The sequence below is a fragment of the Streptomyces sp. BV286 genome (assembly GCF_019090165.1).
Classification (GTDB): Bacteria; Actinomycetota; Actinomycetes; order Streptomycetales; family Streptomycetaceae; genus Streptomyces.
In genome coordinates, this window is sequence record NZ_JAHRIB010000031.1 from 99751 (window position 1) to 118878 (window position 19128).

The 19128-nt window shown below is 72.6% G+C and carries 20 protein-coding genes; 13 read left to right on the top strand and 7 right to left on the bottom strand.

The genetic code is table 11. The features are described from left to right. Window positions 1-15 precede the first annotated feature (15 nt). Together KUF83_RS04965 and KUF83_RS04970 are read right to left on the bottom strand one after the other, a co-directional pair. Window positions 16-1062: a LacI family DNA-binding transcriptional regulator gene (locus tag KUF83_RS04965; protein WP_217453301.1), complete on the bottom strand. Its 1047-nt coding sequence runs from the start codon at window positions 1060-1062 to the stop codon at window positions 16-18. A 98-nt stretch (window positions 1063-1160) separates the two neighbouring features. Further along, complete coding sequence (locus KUF83_RS04970) at window positions 1161-1823, bottom strand: TetR/AcrR family transcriptional regulator (RefSeq protein ID WP_217453302.1); 663 nt, start codon at window positions 1821-1823, stop codon at window positions 1161-1163. A 115-nt stretch (window positions 1824-1938) separates the two neighbouring features. Between KUF83_RS04970 and KUF83_RS04975 the strand changes: the two genes are divergently transcribed. The 6 genes from KUF83_RS04975 to KUF83_RS05000 all read left to right on the top strand — a co-directional run bounded on the left by KUF83_RS04975 (window position 1939) and on the right by KUF83_RS05000 (window position 7654). After that, window positions 1939-2502: an NADPH-dependent FMN reductase gene (locus KUF83_RS04975; RefSeq protein WP_217453303.1), complete on the top strand. Its 564-nt coding sequence runs from the start codon at window positions 1939-1941 to the stop codon at window positions 2500-2502. 137 nt (window positions 2503-2639) lie between these two features. After that, window positions 2640-3494 carry an HAD family hydrolase gene (locus tag KUF83_RS04980; RefSeq protein ID WP_217453304.1) on the top strand — a complete coding sequence of 285 codons (855 nt, stop codon included), beginning with the start codon at window positions 2640-2642 and terminating at the stop codon, window positions 3492-3494. A 162-nt stretch (window positions 3495-3656) separates the two neighbouring features. After that, entirely contained in the window at window positions 3657-5111 is a 1455-nt protein-coding gene (locus tag KUF83_RS04985; protein WP_217453305.1) for an amidase, read from the top strand. Between the two features lie 27 nt (window positions 5112-5138). Next, entirely contained in the window at window positions 5139-5357 is a 219-nt protein-coding gene (locus KUF83_RS04990; RefSeq protein WP_217453306.1) for a hypothetical protein, read from the top strand. A 145-nt stretch (window positions 5358-5502) separates the two neighbouring features. After that, window positions 5503-6993, top strand: a complete 1491-nt coding sequence (locus KUF83_RS04995; protein WP_217453307.1) for a flotillin family protein — start codon at window positions 5503-5505, stop codon at window positions 6991-6993. A gap of 214 nt (window positions 6994-7207) precedes the next feature. Then, entirely contained in the window at window positions 7208-7654 is a 447-nt protein-coding gene (locus KUF83_RS05000; protein ID WP_217453308.1) for a type II toxin-antitoxin system PemK/MazF family toxin, read from the top strand. On the opposite strand, the gene KUF83_RS05005 is transcribed toward KUF83_RS05000, so the two are convergent. After that, window positions 7639-8517 carry a TIGR02452 family protein gene (locus KUF83_RS05005; RefSeq protein ID WP_217453309.1) on the bottom strand — a complete coding sequence of 293 codons (879 nt, stop codon included), beginning with the start codon at window positions 8515-8517 and terminating at the stop codon, window positions 7639-7641. The genes KUF83_RS05000 and KUF83_RS05005 overlap by 16 nt on opposite strands. Before the next feature lie 258 nt (window positions 8518-8775). Here KUF83_RS05005 and egtA point away from each other — a divergent pair, with 258 nt between their 5' ends. From egtA to KUF83_RS05030, 5 genes are all read left to right on the top strand, one after another. Further along, window positions 8776-10092, top strand: coding sequence for an ergothioneine biosynthesis glutamate--cysteine ligase EgtA (gene egtA, locus KUF83_RS05010; RefSeq protein ID WP_217453310.1), 1317 nt, complete (start codon window positions 8776-8778; stop codon window positions 10090-10092). After that, window positions 10089-11429, top strand: coding sequence for an ergothioneine biosynthesis protein EgtB (egtB, locus tag KUF83_RS05015; RefSeq protein WP_217453311.1), 1341 nt, complete (start codon window positions 10089-10091; stop codon window positions 11427-11429). The genes egtA and egtB overlap by 4 nt, the downstream gene beginning before the upstream one ends. Continuing rightward, window positions 11429-12220, top strand: coding sequence for an ergothioneine biosynthesis protein EgtC (gene egtC, locus KUF83_RS05020; RefSeq protein ID WP_217453312.1), 792 nt, complete (start codon window positions 11429-11431; stop codon window positions 12218-12220). Before egtB ends, egtC begins: the two co-directional genes overlap by 1 nt. Then, window positions 12217-13179, top strand: a complete 963-nt coding sequence (gene egtD, locus KUF83_RS05025) for an L-histidine N(alpha)-methyltransferase (RefSeq protein WP_217453313.1) — start codon at window positions 12217-12219, stop codon at window positions 13177-13179. The genes egtC and egtD overlap by 4 nt, the downstream gene beginning before the upstream one ends. Window positions 13180-13304: 125 nt before the next feature. Continuing rightward, complete coding sequence (locus KUF83_RS05030) at window positions 13305-13520, top strand: dodecin (RefSeq protein ID WP_217453314.1); 216 nt, start codon at window positions 13305-13307, stop codon at window positions 13518-13520. Between the two features lie 90 nt (window positions 13521-13610). Here the strand turns inward: KUF83_RS05030 and KUF83_RS05035 are convergent, their stop codons facing one another. Next, window positions 13611-14099 carry a hypothetical protein gene (locus KUF83_RS05035; RefSeq protein WP_217453315.1) on the bottom strand — a complete coding sequence of 163 codons (489 nt, stop codon included), beginning with the start codon at window positions 14097-14099 and terminating at the stop codon, window positions 13611-13613. Window positions 14100-14162: 63 nt separating this feature from the next. Further along, on the bottom strand, window positions 14163-15128 hold the full coding sequence (locus KUF83_RS05040; protein WP_217453316.1) for a TerC family protein: 966 nt from the start codon (window positions 15126-15128) through the stop codon (window positions 14163-14165). A 166-nt stretch (window positions 15129-15294) separates the two neighbouring features. Here KUF83_RS05040 and KUF83_RS05045 point away from each other — a divergent pair, with 166 nt between their 5' ends. Beyond that, the gene (locus tag KUF83_RS05045; RefSeq protein ID WP_217453317.1) at window positions 15295-16341 is read left to right on the top strand and encodes an LLM class flavin-dependent oxidoreductase; all 1047 of its coding nucleotides are present in this window, start codon (window positions 15295-15297) and stop codon (window positions 16339-16341) included. Here the strand turns inward: KUF83_RS05045 and KUF83_RS05050 are convergent. Beyond that, window positions 16338-16823: a peptidase inhibitor family I36 protein gene (locus KUF83_RS05050; RefSeq protein ID WP_217453318.1), complete on the bottom strand. Its 486-nt coding sequence runs from the start codon at window positions 16821-16823 to the stop codon at window positions 16338-16340. The two genes, KUF83_RS05045 and KUF83_RS05050, sit on opposite strands and share 4 nt — an antisense overlap. A 282-nt stretch (window positions 16824-17105) precedes the next feature. On the opposite strand from KUF83_RS05050, the gene KUF83_RS05055 reads away from it, so the two are divergent. Continuing rightward, the gene (locus KUF83_RS05055; protein WP_217453319.1) at window positions 17106-18143 is read left to right on the top strand and encodes a peptidoglycan-binding protein; all 1038 of its coding nucleotides are present in this window, start codon (window positions 17106-17108) and stop codon (window positions 18141-18143) included. 164 nt (window positions 18144-18307) lie between these two features. Here the strand turns inward: KUF83_RS05055 and KUF83_RS05060 are convergent, their stop codons facing one another. After that, entirely contained in the window at window positions 18308-19120 is an 813-nt protein-coding gene (locus KUF83_RS05060; protein WP_254643389.1) for a 1-acyl-sn-glycerol-3-phosphate acyltransferase, read from the bottom strand. Window positions 19121-19128 lie beyond the last annotated feature (8 nt).

A 19128-nucleotide genomic window follows, 5' to 3' on the forward strand; every position in this document is an offset into this window, starting at 1 on the left:
ACGCCTCCCAGGCATTCAGCTCGATTCGCGGTGCACGACCTTCGCTCCCAGTACCTCATGCGTCCCGGGCACCGCGACGGGCTCGCGCACCGCCCGGTCGACCATCTCGGCGAGTTCGCGTCCGGAGGGGAGCTCGATGTGGACCGTGCTCAGCCGTGGACGCAGCAGCCGGCCGAGCATCAGGTCGTCGGCGCCGATGACGGCCGTCTCGTCCGGTACGCCGATCCCCTCGTCCTGCAGCGCGCGCATCAGCAGCATCGCGAACTCGTCGTTGTACGCGAAGACGGCGTCCAGGCCGAGGGACCGCCAGCGCGTGGCCAGGTCGGCCGCGGCCTTCTCGTCGTAGGCGAGCGGCACCTCGGTCACCGTCGCGTCCGTGCCGGTCAGGGCCTGCCGTACGCCTTCGAGGCGCGGCCTGGAGAAGATCTCCAGGCCGGGGTCCTCCGGTACCAGGACCCCGACGCGGCGGTAGCCCCGGGTGAGCAGGTGGGCGCCGGCGCTCCGGCCGACCCCGCGGTGGTCCATGATCAGCGCGTGGGCGCCCTCGACGGATTCGGGGCCGAGGGTGACGACGGCCCGGGCGCCGGAGCGCTTGAGGACGGACACCCCCTGGGGACCGAGGCCGCCGCCGGGCGCCAGTACGGCGACCGGTCGCAGCTCGGCCCAGGCGCGGGCCGCCTCGTCGCCCCGGAGGCCGAGGCCGCCGTACTGCACGACGGTGTACTCGAGGCGGCTGAGCGCCCACTGGAGTTCGTTGAAGAACTGGCTGTAGAGCGGGCCCACGGGCACGTCCGGGGCGGGCATCAGGACCATGCGGCTGTGCCCGGCGCGCAGGCTGCGGGCCGCGGCGTGCGGCACGTACCCGAGTTCCTTGGCCGCCTCGTGGACGCGGCGGCGGGTGGGCTCGCTGATCCGTACGGCGCTGGTGTTGTTGAGGACGTAGGAGACGGTCGCGCGCGAGACACCCGCCAGGCGGGCCACATCGGCGCTCGTCGGCACTGAGCGCGGCGCGGGCGACGCAGGGGCGGATGTTTTCGGTATCTGCACCATGACGTACGGCATCTTTGCAGAAGCCGGGAGCCCGCTCGGGGCCGGGGGCGTCGTGAACGCCGGACACGCGGCGCGGCCGCGCCGGGCACGGCGCGGCCCAAGTCGCTTGCCTACTGGGGAAGTTCCGTACGTGTCACGCGTGCGACCAGGTCGATCCATCCTGCCTCCAGGCGCTCCAGCGGCATCTCGCAGTCCTTGGTCAGGTGGTGGATCAGGGCCGGGTCGAGACAGCTCATCAGGGTCTGGGCGAGGAGGGCGCTGTCGGCGCCGGGCACCGCCTGGCGCAGCAGCAGGGTGACGTGGCCGGCCAGTAAACGGTGGGGCGGGTTGGAGAAGCGGCGGGCCCCCTCCGGCTGCGCCGCCATCTGCAGTTCCAGATGATCGGCGGCCTGGCGCAGCACGGCCAGACCGAACGCCCGGAGCCTGTCCACCGGCGGCGCCCCGGGCCCCAGCGGCGGCGGCCCGCCGAGGAAGGCGGCCTGGAGCTGTTTGGCGGAGTGGTCCAGCAGTGCCATCAGCAGGCCGGTCCGGTCGCCGAAGCGCCGGAAGACGGTTCCCTTGCCGACCGAGGCCGCGGCGGCCACCGCCTCCATCGTCACGCCCGCCGCGCCGTGCTCCTCGACCAGGCGTGTGGCCGCCTCCAGCAGCCGGGCACGGTTGCGCGCCGCGTCGGCACGCAGGCAGGGCTCGTCGGCCCCGTTGGTGAGCTCCAGCAGGACCGGCCCGTCGGTCGGCTCCTGGGACATGGGAAGGGGTGGCAGGGAGGCGGACATGAAGACAGCGTAACGCCAGGGAAGAAAAATGGACCGCGGTCCGTTTAGGTGCTACAACTTTAAACGGACCCCGGTCCGGATCGTAACGGCACTGTTTCAGCCCATTGGAGTTCCCATGTCTGTTCGCATCCTCGCGCTCGTCGGCAGCCTCCGCGCCGGCTCCCACAACCGTCAGCTCGCCGAGGCCGCCGTCAAGCTCGCGCCGGAGGGCGCGGAGGTCGACCTGTTCGAGGGCCTGGCCGAGATCCCCTTCTACAACGAGGACATCGACGTCGAGGGCAGCGTCCCCGCCTCCGCAGCCCGGCTGCGTGAGGTCGCGGCCGGCGCCGACGCCCTGCTGCTCTTCTCGCCCGAGTACAACGGCACCATCCCGGCCGTCCTGAAGAACGCCATCGACTGGCTGTCCCGCCCGTTCGGTGCGAGCGCCCTGAACGACAAGCCGCTCGCCGTGGTCGGCACCGCCTACGGCCAGTTCGGCGGAGTCTGGGCGCAGGACGAGGCCCGCAAGGCCGCGGGTATCGCCGGCGCCAAGGTCCTCGAGGACATCAAGCTCTCCATCCCCGGCTCGGTCGTCCGCTTCGCGGAGACGCACCCCGTCGACGACGCCGAGGTCGCCGCCCAGCTGACCGAGGTCATCGGGCGGATCCACGGCCTGACGACGGAGCCCGCCGCCGCCTGATCACGACACGTTCCGCGGCCGCGCGTCGCATCTGCCGGAGGGGGCCGGAGCCGAGAGCTCCGGCCCCCTCCGGCAGCCCGCCCCGACCGGTGTGCACCTCCACCGCCACCGGTTCCTCCGGAAGGTGCCGGTTGCCCATGACCACGTCCGCCCCCGCCCCCGCCCACACCGCGCCGCCGAAGCTCGTGGCCACCGACCTGGACGGGACACTGCTGCGCAGCGACGGGACGGTGTCCGGGCGGACGGCGGCCGCGCTCGTGGCGGCCGAAGCGGCCGGCATCCGTCTCGTGCTCGTGACCGGCCGTCCCCCGCGCAGCCTTCCGGTGCTGCACGAGGACATCGGACGCCACTTCGCGATCACCGCCAACGGCGCCGCCGTGTACGCCCCCGACGGCACGGCCGTACGGCTGTCGCCGTTCCCCGAGGCCCCGCTCGCCGCGCTCGTGGCACGCGTGCGCGCGGCGGTCCCCGGCGTGTCCTTCGCCTTAGAGTACGAGCGGGACTTCGGCCACGAACCGGGCTACCCGGCCTGGTCGTACGGGGAGCCGGCGGTCGAACTGATCGGTACCGCAGAGGAGTTGCTCGCGCGCTCCGCCGGTCGTCCCGTCTTCAAGATCCTCGCCCGTCATCCGGAGCTGTCACTGCGCGACTTCCACGTGCGGGCACGGAGCGCGGCGGGCACAGGCGCCGAGACCACGCACTCCACGGGGCTGGCGCTGGTCGAGTTCAGCGCCCCGGGCGTCACCAAGGCCAGCGCGCTGATGGCATGGAGCGCCGGGCTCGGCCTGCGCCCGGAGGACATCGCCGCGTTCGGGGACATGCCCAACGACCTGCCCATGCTCGGGGTGGTGGGCCGCCCGTACGCCATGGCGAACGCCGACCCCGAGGTCAAACGGGCCGCGCGGTTCCACACCGCCTCGAACGACGAGGACGGTGTGGCCCGGGTGCTGGAGCAGTTCGTCGCCGCACGGACCCGCCGCCGTCCCGCGTAGTCCCGGCGGCCGCGGTCCCGGTGGTTCGGCCGGTGCCGGACGGGCGGGGACGGTGCGAAGGCAGGCGATCGCCGCCTGCACCAAGGAAGTTGCCCTTCCCGTACCGCGGACGCCCGCTGGACGTTACCGTTCGGTAGACATCGTGCTTCCGGAGGTGGCCGTATGACTCCCGACCGTGCCGCGGGTCTCGCGGAGCGCGCCCGCGCCCTGGCCGAGGGCTCGGTGTCCTCTCGGACGCTGGTGGAGGAGGCCCTCGCCCGGATCGAGGCCACGCAGGGCACCTTGAACGCCTTCCGGCTGGTGCGCGCCGAGGCGGCGCTCGCCGAGGCCGACGCCGCCGACAAGGAGCTGGCGGCGGGCGGACACCGGCCGCTGCTCGGGGTGCCGGTGGCGGTCAAGGACGACATGGACGTGGCGGGCGAGCCGACGGCCTTCGGCTGCTGCGGGGAGTTCCCGCCGTCGGCCGAGGACGGCGAGGCGGTACGCCGGCTGCGGGCGGCCGGAGCCGTGGTCGTCGGCAAGACCAACACCTGCGAGCTGGGTCAGTGGCCCTTCACCGAGGGCCCGGCCTTCGGTGAGACCCGCAATCCGTGGAACACCGCGCACACACCGGGTGGCTCGTCCGGCGGTTCGGCCGCCGCCGTCGCGGCGGGCCTGGTCCCCGCCGCACTGGGCTCGGACGGCGCGGGCTCGGTGCGCATCCCCGCCTCCTGGACCCACCTGATCGGCATCAAGCCGCAGCGCGGTCGCATCTCGACCTGGCCGCGCCCGGAGTCCTTCCACGGCATCACGGTCAACGGCACGCTGGCCCGTACGGTCGAGGACGCCGCGCTGCTCCTGGACGCGGCGAGCGGCAGCCACGCCCGCGATCTGCACCGCCCGCCCGCGCTGCGCGCGACGGACGCGGTGGGCCGGGATCCGGGGCGACTGCGGATCGCGCTCTCCCTGAAGCCTCCGTTCACGGCGCTGCCCGCGCGGTTGCGCCCCGACGTACGGGCGCGGGTCGTCGCCCTCGCGGAGCGGCTGGCCGCGCTCGGGCACGAGGTCGAGGAGGCCGACCCGCGGTACGGGCAGATCGGGCTGGCCTTCGTGCCGCGCGCCACCGCGGGCATCGCCGAGCGGGTACGGGAGGTGCCCGACCCGGCTCTCCTGGACCGGCGCACCCGCGAGGCGGCCCGCCTGGGGCGGCTGCTCGGGGGCGCCCCGCTGCGGGCCGCCCGGCGCGCCGAGGCACGCCTGCACCGGCGGATCGGCGCGCTCTTCGAGAGGTACGACGTGATCCTGGCGCCGACGACGGCCGCTCCCCCGCCGCGGATCGGCGCCCTGCACGGTCTGAGCGGCTTCGGCACCGACCGGGCCATGATCGCCGCGTGCCCGTACGCCTGGCCGTGGAACGTACTGGGCTGGCCCGGGGTGAACATCCCCGCGGGCTTCGTCGACGGCTCGCTGCCCGTGGGCGCGCAGTTGCTCGGCCCGGCGAACAGTGAGCCGCTGCTCGTCTCGCTCGCCGCGCAGGTGGAGGCGGACCAGCGGTGGTACGAGCGGTGGCCGGACGGCGAACCGGCCGGCGAACAGGACGGCGCCGTACCGGAGTTCGGTCCGCCCGCGGGCCCGTAGTCCCCGCGGGCCCGTAGTCTTGGCACCATGGACGACGCGTCGATGGTGGGGCTGATGGGGCGGGTCACCGGCACGGTGGGGCCCGGGCTCGTCGGCGAGGTGATCGTCCGGGTCCGTGGCGGCGCCGAGCACTTCCTCGCGTACCCCGCCGCCGCGAAGGACCGCATCGAGACGGGCACGGTCGTGATGGTGGTGGAGTACCTGCCGCCGCGGACGGTGTACGTGTCGCCCGCGTACGGCGGTTGAAGCCGCCAGGGGCGTCTGCGTCATGTGAGCGTGTCGTGTGTGTCAAGGCTGTACCAAGGACGCGGCCACGTCTGTACCCACGGGTCCGCGCGGGCGCACACTCCCTTCGTTCGGTGCCGACAGGGCACCATCCAACAGGGGGCGCATGCCGATGGTTGTCGGCGTCGTCGCGGGGGCAGCGGTCCTCGCGCTCATCTTCGTCGTTGTGGTCTTCAAGCTCATGTGGCGGGTCGCGGAGCCCAACGAAGCACTGATCATCTCCGGTTCGAAGCACCGTACCGAAGGCCTTGAGGAAGGCATGGGTTTCCGTATCGTCACCGGGCGCGGGACGCTCGTGATGCCGGGCGTCCAGGCGGTGCGCAAACTCTCGCTCGACCTCAACGAGACCGAGCTGTCCGTGGACTGCGTGACCCACCAGGGCATTCCGCTCAGGGTGCGGGGCGTCGTCATCTTCAAGGTGGGCGACGACTTCGTGTCGATCGCCAACGCGGGCCGGCGCTTCCTCGACCAGCAGAAGCTGATGTCGGAGCGGGTGCACAACGTGTTCGCCGGTCATCTGCGGTCCATCGTGGGCGGGTTGACCGTCGAGGACATGATCCGCGACCGCGACAAGCTCACCGGCCAGACCCGTGCCGCGTGCGGTACGGAGATGGAGAAGCTCGGCCTGATCGTCGACTCGCTGCAGATCCACGAGATCGAGGATCCGACGGGCTACATCAAGAACCTGGCCATGCCGCATGCGGCGGCCGTGCAGCGGGACGCCCGGATCGCGCAGGCCGAGGCCAACCGGCTGGCCACCGAGGCCGAACAGCAGGCCGCCGCCCGGATGTCGGAGGCGACCCGGGACAGCGAGATCCTGCAGGCCGGATACCAGGCGGAGCGCGACAACGCATCCGCCAAGGCCCGTCAGGCAGGCCCGCTCGCCGACGCGGCCGCCCGGCAGGAGGTCGTGGTCCAGGAGACACGCGTCGCCGAGCTGGAGGCGCACCGGCGTGAGCAGCAGCTCCAGGCGGACGTCCGCAAGCCCGCCGACGCGAAGGCGTACGAGAAGCGCACGCTGGCCGAGGCGGAGCGCGACGTCCGGATCTCCGCCGCGCAGGCCAAGGCGAAGGAGACGGAGCTCGCGGCGGCGGCGGAGGCGACGCGGGTCACGACGGCCGCGGGCGCCGAGGCCGAGGCGACGAGGGCGCGCGGCTCCGCCACCGCGACCGCGACCAGGGCAACGGGTGAGGCGGAGGCCGCCGCCCAGCAGGCCAAGGGCCTCGCGATCGCGGAGTCGACCCGGGCGAAGGGACTGGCGGAGGCGGAGACCATCAAGGCGCGGGCCGCCGCGCTGGCGGAGAACCAGGAGGCTGTGGTCGCACAGCAACTCGCCGAGAACTGGCCGGAGATCGTCAAGGCGGGCGCGAGCGCGTTCGGGAACGTCGAGCACATGGTGCTGCTCAACGGCGCCGACGGGATGTCCGACATGTTCGCCAAGGCGCTCACCATGGGCGGCACGGGACTCGGGCTGGCCCGGCAGCTGCTGGCGTCGATGAACCAGAACGGCCAGGCCGGAAAGGACACTTCGCCGGTGAACGGGTTTCCGGCGGCGCCGCCCGCTCCGCAGAAGGTGCCGGTGGACGGGGAGTCGTAGAACGGTGGAACGGTGCGGTGACCGGTCGGCCGGTCGGCTGCGGATCGCGTTCGGCCGGTCGCCCGGTCGGCCGCGGATCGCGTTCGGCCGGTCGCCCGGTTCCTCCCCGGCCCTGTGAAGAGGCAGTTCGTCGCTGTGCAGAGGCCGTTGTCCGCGTCCTGCGACCTGACGGGGCGCGGATTCCGGCCGAAGAGGCGCGGGCTACCGTGTGCCCGTGACTGCCTTCGCCGAGCAAGACGTCCCTGGCCGCTCAGGCCCCTCCGCCACCACCGAGGCGGATCCGCGCCGGGTCGGCCAGGTGCGTACCGAGTACTCCCCCGCGCACGACGGGGATCCGGATCCGGGCGAGATCGTCTGGACGTGGGTGCCCTACGAGGAGAACGACGGGCGGGGCAAGGACCGCCCGGTGCTGGTGGTCGCCCGGGAGGACGCCGGTACGTTCCTCGCCGTGCAGCTGTCCAGCAAGCGGCACGCCAACGACCGGGAGTGGGTGCCGATCGGCAGCGGGCCGTGGGACCGGTCGGGGCGCGACTCGTGGGTGGACGTGGACCGGGTGCTGCGGCTGCACGAGAAGGGGATGCGCCGGGAGGCGTGCGCGCTGGACCGGATGCGGTTCAACTCGGTGGTGCACCGGCTGCGGGAGCGTTACGGCTGGCGCTGAAGAGTCCTGAACGTCTGTTCGAAGGTGCTGCGGACCACGGCGCCCGTCGTCCGGTCGAGGACGCCGAACACGACGTGATCGAAGGAGCCGGCGAACCGGCCGCCGTCGCCGAGCAGGGCGTGGAAGGCGCCCGCCACCTGTGCCGGGTCGTTCCGGAAGACGCCGCAGCCCCAGGCGCCGAGCACCAGCCGTCGGTAGCCGTGCGCGGCCGCCGTCTCCAGGACCCGCTCGGCGCGGGCCGCGAGGGCACGCGGCAGGTCGGGCGCCCGCTCGGGCGCCGTGCGCAGGATTACTCCCGCGTTGGGCGCGGCGGCGGTCAGGAATCCGGCGGTGTACGGCTCGTCGAGGAGTCGTCCCCGGTCGTCGCGGAAGACCGGGACAGCCGGAGAGTGGATCACCCGGTCGGTGTAGAAGGGGTCGCGGTGTGCCCGGTGGTGGTCGTAGAACTCACGGGCCTCCACCACGCACGTGTAGAGCGCCGAGGCCCGGCACAGGGCTTCCTCCTGGGCCTGCGCGCCGTTCAGATAGCCGCCGCCCGGATTGCGTGCCGAGGCGAAGTTCAGCACCGCTACCGGGCCGGTCAGCCGATGCGCGGCCTCCAGGCTGCTCTCGCCCGTGACCTCGAAGAGCGTGTCCACCGGGCCCATCCGGGCCGTGTCCGCGGCAGCGGGCGGCGACGCGCCGCCGGAGCCGGGGCCGGAACGCGGTGTCTCCACGGGCCCCGGCCCGTACATCCGCGTGCCCTCCCGCGCGGCGGCCACCGCCGCGGCGATCGACACCTCGCGTCCGTCGGACGCGCGGTACGAACCCGCCGCGACGATCTCCTGCGTCTGCCGCGCGATGCCCCGCAGGCGGGCGCTCATGGCGCCACCCCTGTAGGCGCCATGACCGCGTCCCGCGCGATCTCCCCCGACGCCCCCGTGGCGTCCCCCGTCGTGCTCATGAACGCATGGTGAGCGATCCTGGTACTGCGCCGCAACAGGATTTCCCGACCCCATAAGCGACGATACGCACCCTTGTGCGAACCGGCGTAAGTGGTCTTGGGTGGGACGAGCGACTGTCGGCCCGGCCCAACCGACGCCGGACCGACGGCATGGATGGAGTCTCAGGAGGATCCCGACATGTCAGATTCGGTGAGTGACTGTTCGGAGCGCCGCTCCGCCGTCACCGAGGCCGAAGTGGAGGCGCTGGTCCGTGGCATCTGCTTCAAGACCGGACCGCCCCGCCGCCTCGGTGTGGAACTCGAATGGCTTGTCCACGAGCCGCGCTCCCCGCGGCTCCCCGTACCACCGGAACGTCTCGAAGCGGCCTACGCCGCTCTGCGGGCCCTGTCCCTGCGTTCGGCGCTCACCGTCGAACCGGGCGGCCAGCTGGAGCTCAGCTCCGCTCCCGCCGACTCCCTGATGGAGTGCGTCGGATCCGTCTCCGCGGACCTCGACGCCGTGCGCACGGTACTGCGCGACAGGGGTCTCGCTCTCCACGGACTGGGCCAGGAACCCTGGAACGAACCCACCCGGTTCCTTCATGAGCCGCGCTACGACGCCATGGAGACCTGCCTCGACCGTGCGGGCCCCGAGGGCCGCGCCATGATGTGCTCCTCGGCCTCCGTCCAGGTCTGCCTGGACGCCGGGTACGAGGAGCCCGGCCCGCTCGGCCACGGGCGGCGCTGGCTGCTGGCCCACCAGCTGGGCGCGGTCCTGGTGGGCGCGTTCGCCAATTCGCCGATGGCCGGGGGCCGGCTCACGGGCTGGCGTTCCACCCGGCAGTCCCTGTGGGCCGCGATGGACCCGGGCCGCACGAGCTCCCCGTCCCTCGACGGCGACCCGCGGACGGCGTGGGCGCGGCACGTGCTGGACGCGCCGGTGATGTGCGTACGGGCACCCAGCGGCCCCTGGGAGGTACCGGAAGGCCTGACCTTCCGCGCGTGGACCCGGTCCGCAGCACCACCCGGCCGGGATGATCTCGACTACCACCAGACGACCCTGTTCCCGCCGGTGCGTCCGCGCGGCCACCTGGAGCTGCGCATGATCGACGCGCAGCCGGGCGACGACGGCTGGATCGTGCCGCTCGCCGTGACGGCGGCGCTGTTCGACGACCCGGAGGCCGCGGAGACCGCCTACCGGACGGTGAAACCGCTCGCCGAACGGGCCGGCTCGGCGCCCGCCCCGTGCAACCCGCTGTGGACGGCCGCCGCCCGCTCGGGCCTGGCCGACCCCGAACTGCGGGAGGCGGCCGTCACCTGTTTCGCGGCGGCCGCCGACGCCCTGCCCCGGATCGGCGCGAGCGACGGGGTGCGGAAGGCCGTCGCGGAGTTCACCGACCGCTATGTGGCCCGGGGCCGCTGCCCCGCCGACGACCTGCTCGACCACGTCGCCGGCACCGGCCGCCCGCCGCACGGCACGGAAGACCTGCTCCACGGGAAGGACATCCGCCCATGACCGACCCCGGCACCTCGCTCGACGACCCGGAGACGCTCAGGAAGCGTGCGCTGGCGGCGCTGACCACGGCCCGCGACCGCACCGCGCTCCTGACCTCCTGCGTGGAGGACCCCGAACTGACCGCACAGCACTCGCCGTTGATGTCCCCGCTGGTGTGGGACCTCGCGCACATCGGCAACCAGGAGGAGCTGTGGCTGCTGCGGACACTCGCCGGCCGCGACGCGATGCGGCCCGAGATCGACGGCCTGTACGACGCGTTCGAGCATCCGCGCTCCGAGCGGCCGTCACTGCCGCTGCTGCTGCCCGCCGAGGCCCGCAGTTACGCCGCCGAGGTACGCGAACGCGCGCTGGACATCCTGGAGAGCGCCGCCTTCCAGGGCCGGGGCGACCGCCTGACCGAGGCGGGTTTCGCCTTCGGCATGATCGCCCAGCACGAACAGCAGCACGACGAGACGATGCTGATCACCCATCAGCTCCGCCGGGGCCCGACCGCCCTGACGGCTCCGGACCCGATACCCGACCCGGCGTACCGGGGGCCGGCCGAAGTACTCGTTCCCGGCGGCCCGTTCACCATGGGCACCTCCACCGAGCCGTGGGCGCTGGACAACGAACGGCCCGCGCACCAGCGCCTGGTGCCGCCGTTCCTCATCGACACCACCCCGGTGACGAACGAGGCGTACCAGGCGTTCATCGCGGACGGCGGTTACGGCGATCCGCGCTGGTGGGCGTCCGAGGGCTGGGCGCACATCCGGGCGCACTCCATCGAGGCACCGCTGTTCTGGCGCCGCGAGGGCGGCGACTGGCTGCGGCGGCGCTTCGGCGTCACCGAGATCGTGCCGCCGAACGAGCCGGTGCTGCACGTCAGTTGGTACGAGGCCGACGCGTTCGCGCGCTGGGCGGGGCGGCGGCTGCCCACCGAGGCCGAGTGGGAGAAGGCGGCCCGCCACGACCCGGAGACCGGCCGCTCCACCCGCTACCCGTGGGGCGACGCCGACCCCACCCCCGAGCACGCCAACCTCGGCCAGCGTCATCTGCGTCCGGCACCGGCCGGCAGCTACCCGGAGGGCCAGTCGCCCCTCGGCGTACGGCAGTTGATCGGTGACGTGTGGGAGTGGACGTCCAGCGACCTGCTCCCCTACCCGGGCTTCTCGGCCTTTCCCTACCGGGAGTACTCGGAGGTCTTCTTCGGGTCGGAGCACAAGGTGCTGCGCGGCGGCTCCTTCGCGGTGGACCCGGTGGCCTGCCGGGGCACGTTCCGCAACTGGGACTATCCGGTCCGGCGGCAGATCTTCTCCGGGTTCCGTACCGCCCGGGACGTCGGCCCGGAGGGCGTCTGATGTGCCGTCATCTCGCGTATCTGGGACCCGCGGAGCCGCTCGGCCGACTCCTGATGGAACCGGCGCACAGCCTGTACCGCCAGTCGTGGGCACCTCGGCGCCAGCGGTACGGGACCGTCAACGCCGATGGTTTCGGGGTGGGCTGGTACGCCGAGGGGGACCCGGTGCCCGCGCGGTACCGGCGTACCGGACCGGTCTGGGGCGACCCGTCCTTCGCCGACCTGACGCGGGTGGTGCGCTCGGGCGCGCTGCTGGCCGCGGTGCGCGACGCGACCCTGGCGGGTGCGGACGGGGAGGCCGCGGCGGCGCCGTTCGCCGCGGACACCTGGCTGTTCAGCCACAACGGCGCGATCGCCGGCTGGCCGTTCTCCCTGGCCCCGCTCGCCCGGACCCTGCCGGCCGCGGACCTGCTGTCGATGGAGGCGCGCTGCGACTCGGCGCTCGTCTGGGCACTGGTCCTCAACCGGCTGCGCGGCGGGGACGAGGAGGGCCAGGCCCTCGCCGACACGGTCCTCGACGTCGCGGCGGCGGCCCCCGGCTCGCGCCTCAACCTCCTGCTCACCAACGGCGAGGTGATCGCCGCCACCGCCTGGGGCGACACGCTCTGGTACCTGACCGAACCCGGCCGGCGCACCGTCGTCGCGTCCGAGCCGTACGACGACGATCCGCACTGGCAGGAGGTGCCGGACCGCACCCTGCTGGCCGCGAGCCGCTCGGACGTCCTGCTCACCCCCCTGAAGGACATCGACGAACACCTGGCATCCGCATCAAGCAAGGAGCCCCGTACGTGAGTCCGTTCCTGGTCACCCGCACCCTGCCCGAGGACGCCACCGAGGCCGCCCTGCGCGCCGACGTCCTGCACGGTCTGACCCGCACGCCGAAGACGCTCCCGCCCAAGTGGTTCTACGACGCGCACGGCAGCGAGCTCTTCGAGAAGATCACCGCGCTGCCCGAGTACTACCCCACGCGTGCCGAGCGCGAGATCCTCGTCGCCCGGGCCCCCGAGATCGCGGCGGCGACCGGCGCCCGCACCCTGGTCGAGCTGGGTTCCGGCTCGTCCGACAAGACCAGGCACCTGCTCGACGCGCTGTCCGCGCTGCACACCTATGTTCCGGTGGACGTGAGCGAGAGCGCGCTCACCCAGGCCGGACAGGCCCTGGTCGCCGAGCGGCCCTCCCTCGACGTGCACGCGCTGATCGCCGACTTCACCGGCGGTCTCGCGCTGCCCGGTACGCCCGGGCCGAGGCTCGTCGCGTTCCTCGGCGGCACGATCGGCAATCTGCTGCCCGCCGAACGCGCCGCGTTCCTGGCGTCCGTACGTTCCCTGCTGTCGCCGGGGGACGCCCTACTCCTCGGCACGGACCTCGTGAAGGACGAGTCGGTCCTCGTCGCGGCCTACGACGACGCGGCCGGGGTGACGGCGGCGTTCAACAAGAACGTGCTGACCGTCGTCAACCGCGAGCTCGGCGCGGACTTCGATCCCGACGAGTTCAGCCATGTCGCCGCCTGGAACGCACAGGAGGAGTGGATCGAGATGCGGCTGCGCGCCCGTTCGGCGCTGACCGTGAAGATCCCCGCGCTCGATCTCGCCGTCGAGTTCGCCGAGGGCGAGGAGATGCGGACCGAGGTGTCGGCGAAGTTCCGCGAGGAGGGCGTACGCGCGGAACTCGCCGCGACCGGACTCGAACTCACCCACTGGTGGACGGACCCCGAGGGGAGGTTCGCGCTGTCGCTGAGCACGGCCCGGTGACAGTCGCCGGACCGGGGCCCGTCCGGGTCCCGGTCCCCCGGGCCCACATCTCGCGGTCCCCCGCCTCGTGGGGCACCGTGGAACGACGCGTGGCACACAGGCCACGGCGGAGAGGAGCAACCCGTATGTCCGACCACACCTACCGCGTCACCGAGATCGTCGGGACCTCGCACGAGGGCATCGACCAGGCGATCCGCAACGGGATCACCCGGGCCTCGCAGACCCTGCGCAACCTCGACTGGTTCGAGGTCACCCAGGTCCGCGGACAGATCGAGAACGGGCAGGTCCAGCACTACCAGGTCGGCCTGAAGGTCGGTTTCCGCCTGGAGGACGCGGACTGACGACCGCCTCGTCGAAACCGGCGGACAGACCGCTCCGGCGCCCGGGCCACGCAGGTCCGGGCGACCCACGCGTGCGGGAGGGCCGGACCCTCAGGTCCGTCCCTCCCGTTCCTGTGCCGCCTTCAGCGCCGCCGACGCTGCGGCCCAGCGCGCTCTGACGACGGTGAAGCCGGCCCGTTCGGCGTCCTCGCACACCAGCTCGTCGTCGTCCACGAGCACCCTGATCTCGCGGTCCCGGGCCAGCCCGCGCAGAATCTCCAGCTTGGTGCGCCGGGCGGGCCTGCGGTCGTCGTTGCGGCGCATCCTGATGCGGCCCTCCGGCAGGCCCTGGGCGGCGAGCCAGGCCTCCGTGTCCTTGCGGCAGCGCTCGGGCCGCCCGGTGAGGTAGAGGACCTCGCACCGTTCGGCGTGTTCCAGCGCCAGTGCCACGCCCTCGGCCAGCGGCGGATCGTGCTGCGCCGCGGCGAAGAAGGCGTCCCAGTCCCGCGGGCTGCGCTCCAGGAACCGCTGCCGGTGCGCTGTGTCGGCGAGCGTGCCGTCGAGGTCGAAGACGGCGAGGGGCCTGTTGTCGTTCGTCACCCCGCCCACCCTAGGACGCCGGTTGCCACCCGGAACGGCCAGGCCCGTTCGCCGCTCGACGCGCTACGACACGGGCTCGGTCCCCGCCTCCTGCTTCTTCGAGGCCCGCAGGCTGGTGAAGGTCGTCACCGCGAGGACCAGGACGATGAAGCCGAGCGAGAACGGGATGCTGATCTCCGGGACGTGCACCCCGGACTCGTGCAGGGCGTGCAGCACCAGTTTGACGCCGATGAAGCCGAGGATGATCGACAGCCCGTACGAGAGATGGACGAGCCGCTTGAGCAGCCCGCCGATCAGGAAGTACAGCTGCCGCAGGCCCATCAGTGCGAAGGCGTTCGCGGTGAAGACGATGTAGGGCTCCTCGGTGAGGCCGTAGATGGCCGGAATGGAGTCCAGGGCGAACAGGACGTCAGTGGAGCCGATCGCCAGCATGACCACCATCATCGGGGTCATCACGCGCTTGCCGTTCTGCTCCACCCACAGCTTGGTCCCGTGGTAGCGGTCGGCCACTCCGAAGCGCCGCTCGACCGCCTTGAGCAGCTTGTTCTCCTCGTACTCCTCGTCGCCGTGGCCCTTGCGGGCGTCCTGGACGAGCTTCCACGCGGTCCAGATCAGGAACGCCCCGAAGAGGTAGAAGACCCAGGAGAACGTCGAGATGATCGCGGCACCGGCGGCGATGAAGATCGTCCGCAGCACCAGGGCCACGATCACGCCGACCATCAGTACCCGCTGCTGGTACTGGGCCGGCACGGAGAACTTCGCCATGATCAGGACGAACACGAAGAGGTTGTCGACGCTGAGCGACTTCTCCGTGATGTACCCGGCGAAGAACTCGCCCGAGGGACCCCCGCCGTAGACCACCAGCAGCCCGACGCCGAACGCCACGGCCAGGGCCACCCACACCGCACTCCAGATGCCGGCCTCCTTCAGGGAGACCTCATGGGGTTTGCGGCCGATGAAGAAATCCACGGCGATGAGCGCGCACAGTGCTGCGATGGACAGCGCCCACACGCCAAAGGAGACGTTCACTTTTCCTCCGGGGGCTGATGTTGCGGGTGACAGCGTCGCCAGTCGTGAAGAACAAAACCACCCCGGCAAGGTAAACAGACGGCAACGTGCGGGCATACACGTGGCAGCGGAACCTTCTCGCCCACCTGGACGGGAATCCTGGAGCGCCCGCGGTGTTGAATCCCACGTGAGCTCAGTGATCGCGTCGACCCGATTCTCCGTCCTCGACCGCTCGCGCACCCGCGAGGGGCACGCGGCCCCCGAGGCGCTGCGGGACACCGTGGGGCTGGCCCGGGAGCTGGAGCGGCTCGGCTACCACCGGGTCTGGGTCTCGGAGCACCACGGCGTGCCGGGTGTCGCCGGTTCCGCGCCGACCGTGCTGGCCGCCGCGGTCGCCGCCGCGACCCGCACGATCCGGGTCGGCACGGGCGGGGTGATGCTGCCCAACCACCAGCCCCTGGTGGTGGCCGAGCAGTTCGGTGTCCTGGAGTCCCTGTTCCCCGGGCGCGTCGACATGGGCCTGGGCCGTTCCGTCGGGTTCACGGACGGTGTCCGCAGGGCGCTGGGCCGGGAGAAGGATGTCGCCGACGACTTCGCGGCGCAGCTGGACGAGCTGCTCGGCTGGTTCCGGGGCACGTCCCCCACCGGCGCGCACGCGCGCCCCGCCGAGGGCCTGACCGTGCCGCCGTTCGTGCTGGCCATGGGCGAGGGCGCCACGATCGCCGCCCGGGCCGGCCTGCCGATGGTGATCGGCGACCTCAGGAACCGCGAGAAGATGCGGCGCGGCGTCGACCACTACCGCGAGACGTTCCGGCCCTCGTCCTGGGCGGCGCAGCCGTACGTCGTCGTCTCGGGGACGGTCGCGGTCGCGGCGAGCCCCGGGGAGGCCCGCCGGCTGCTGCTCCCCGAGGCCTGGTCGATGGCGTACTCGCGCACGCACGGTACGTTCCCGCCGCTGCCGCCGGCCGAGCGCGTCGAGGCACTGACGATGACGGAGAAGGAGCGCGGCTTCTACGAGTCGGGCCTCTCGGGCCACATCGCCGGCACCGAGGACCAGGTCGCCCACGAACTGGAGACGGTGATCAAGGAGACCGGCGCCGACGAGGTTCTGGTCACGACCAGTACGTACGACCGGGACGCGCTGCTGGACTCGTACCGGAGGCTGGCACGGGTCGCGGGACTCGGGCCTGTCCGGCACCCGGAGGTGCCGGACAGGCCCAAGGACGGGTCCTAGTTGGGGCAGCCGCTGGCGTTGTGCCGGCAGAGGGAGCCGATGGTGTAGGTGCCGGCGAGGTTGCCCTGGCCTCCGGAGAGGGTGCTGCCGATCCGGTCCTGGTAGCTGAACGCCCGGTAGTAGTGGTAGCGATAGCTCGTCCGGTTGTAGACGGACCTGGTGACCGTTCCGTTGTTCATCCAGGAACACGCCTCCCGCGCACGCGGGTTCAGGGCGGAGCTCCACTGGCACCTCGACCCCGTGCCGTTCGACCCGGACCAGAAGCAGATCCAGCCGCTGCCGCAGTCGGAGTACGCCTTGGTCCCGACGTCGCCCGGCGCGCTGTCGAAGCCCATGGCCTGGCCCGCGCCCAGGGACTGCGCGGCGATGTCGGCGGGCGTGAAGGCCGGTGCCTCCTGGGCCTGTGCCGTCGGGGTCAGCGCCAGGGTGGCCCCCATCAGGCCGGTCGTCATGAGGACGGCGAGTTTGGTGCGAATGTTCACAACAGTTCCTTTCGCGGGACGGGTTCCGTGAGAAGGGCGAACGCGTACGGCCCCTGCGGTCCGGGCCGGGACGGTGGCGGACCGTGCGACCGGTAGGGAGCCTGGCGCAGACGGCCACGGCAGGGGAATCGGTATCGGCTGTCCCGGACAGGAGCGGGGTGTCCGTGCTGGCCGGAGCCGTGTCCGGACTCCTTCCGGACACGCGCCGGACAGGATTCCGCCTCGACAACACGGCTGAAACGGGCGTTGAAGGGGCGGACGAACCCGGTCAGGATGCTCGCCATGGGGGACGAGAAGGACCCGTTACCGTCCGAGGCTCATGACTCCGCGGAGTTCGTCGCACTGCTACGGCTTCTCAAGGAACGGTCGGGACTGACCTACCGGCAGTTGGAGAAGCGTGCGGCGGAATGCGGGAAGACGCTCGCGCGCAGCACGCTGGCGGATGTACTGCGCCGGGACACCCTGCCGCGTCCGGAGCTGCTGGCGGCCTTCGTGCATGCCTGCGGGGAGGGCCGGCACACGCGGGCGTGGCTCGAACGGCGGGACGGCATCGCTGCTTCACAGCGGTGCCGGGGCGCCGTGGCACCGCGGGAGGATCCCGCTCCGGCCGAGCCGCCCGAAGAGCCGACGGGGGTGGGTGTGCCCGGGCCCCGACCGCACGTCCGGCGTGGGCAGGCAACCGCCATGTCCGTCTCGGCGGCCGCCGTGCTCGTCCTCGTCATCGCCGTGGGTGTCTGGGTTCTCACGCCGGGCGGTGGGGCGGACGGGGCGGCCACCGGCGACTGCCCGGACGCCCTGGCTCCGGGCGCGTACGGGCCCTGCGTCCGGGAGGTGCAGCTGCACCTTCGCCAGCATGCGCTCGATCTGCCGGTGGACGCGTCGTTCGGCCCGCTGACGCGGGCGCGCGTGGCGGCCTTCCAGGGCATGTCCCGGCTGCCGGTGACCGGAGCGGTGGACCGTGCCACGAAGAACGCCTTGGACCACCGGCATTCCACGGCTCTGGCCCAGGCCCGCCGGTGGTCGTCGGCCCGGGTGGAACGGCGGCTGCGTGCCACGTTCCCGGAGGATCCCGGTGCGGCCGTCGCGCTGGCCCGCTGCATGTCGAACCTGGACCCGCTGTGGGCCTGGGACGGCGGCTCGGCCGACCGCTCGGCGTGGCGGTGGGGCCTGTTCCAGCTCACGGACCGGGACATCAAGGGGTTGGGCGGCACGACGAGGAACGCCCTGGACCCCGAGTGGAACATCCGGGCCGGACGCGCCATCTGGGAGCGCGAGCGGGGCTTCGTCCGCTGGACCTGCCGCCCGGCCAGGCCCGGATGAGGCCGGCGGTGTCCGCTGAGCGGCGGGCAGCCGGACGACCGTCCCGCCGGTCACCCCACCGGTCTCCCCACCAGTACGCCGTGCCCGGGACAACGGCTCTCCGGCCGGGGTCGTACGCTCCGGGGAACCTTCAGGGACCGGTACTCGACTTTGCTGACCCCTCGTCAGAAGTGGTCGTGTACTTGTGAGTTCGCGCTCAGTCGATGAGCGGTGGCTCTTTCGGCGGCGAGGGCGAGCGAGCGCCGGTCGGGTGCGCCGCCCGGCGGGAGCACCGGCTGGGCGCACACGTCGGCCACGAGCCCGCGGACCGACACGACCCGCCACACCGAGGCGAGCAGCGAGTCGTCGCCCACGAAGGCGGGTGCGGTGGTCACCGTGCCCTCCTCGCGCCGGTAGTGGAGCCGCACCGGCTGGACGGGCACGCCCGCCTCCAGGGCGGCCTGGAACACCGCCCTGCGGAAGGGCCCCCGGGCCCGGCCGCACCACGTGCTTCCCTCGGGGAAGACCGCGACCGCGGCGCCCTCACGCAGGATGTCAGCGATCCGTTCGACGGTGCCCGGCAGCGCGCGCAGACGGTCGCGGTCGATGAACAGCGCGCCGCTGCTCGCGGTGAGCGCCCCGGCGACGGGCCACTGCCTGATCTCCGCCTTGGCGAGCATCCGGCCGGGACGGACGGCGGCGAGCAGCGGGATGTCCAGCCAGGAGATGTGGTTGGCCACCAGAAGCAGGCCACCGGTCGGCGGGGCCGCACCGGTGGCCCGTACGCGGACGCCCGCGGCGCGCACGATCGTCCGGCACCACCTTCTGACGAGCCGGTCGCGCGGGGCGGCGGGGATCCGTCCCACGAGCGGGATGAGCATGATCCCGGCGACGACCACGACGAGCAGCGAGATCAGTCGCAGCACGGCACGCGGTAGGTCCGTGACCGCCCGCCCGGACTCCACGCAGGTCCGGGGAGTGCAGGGCGCGCCGGGCAGCCAGGCGC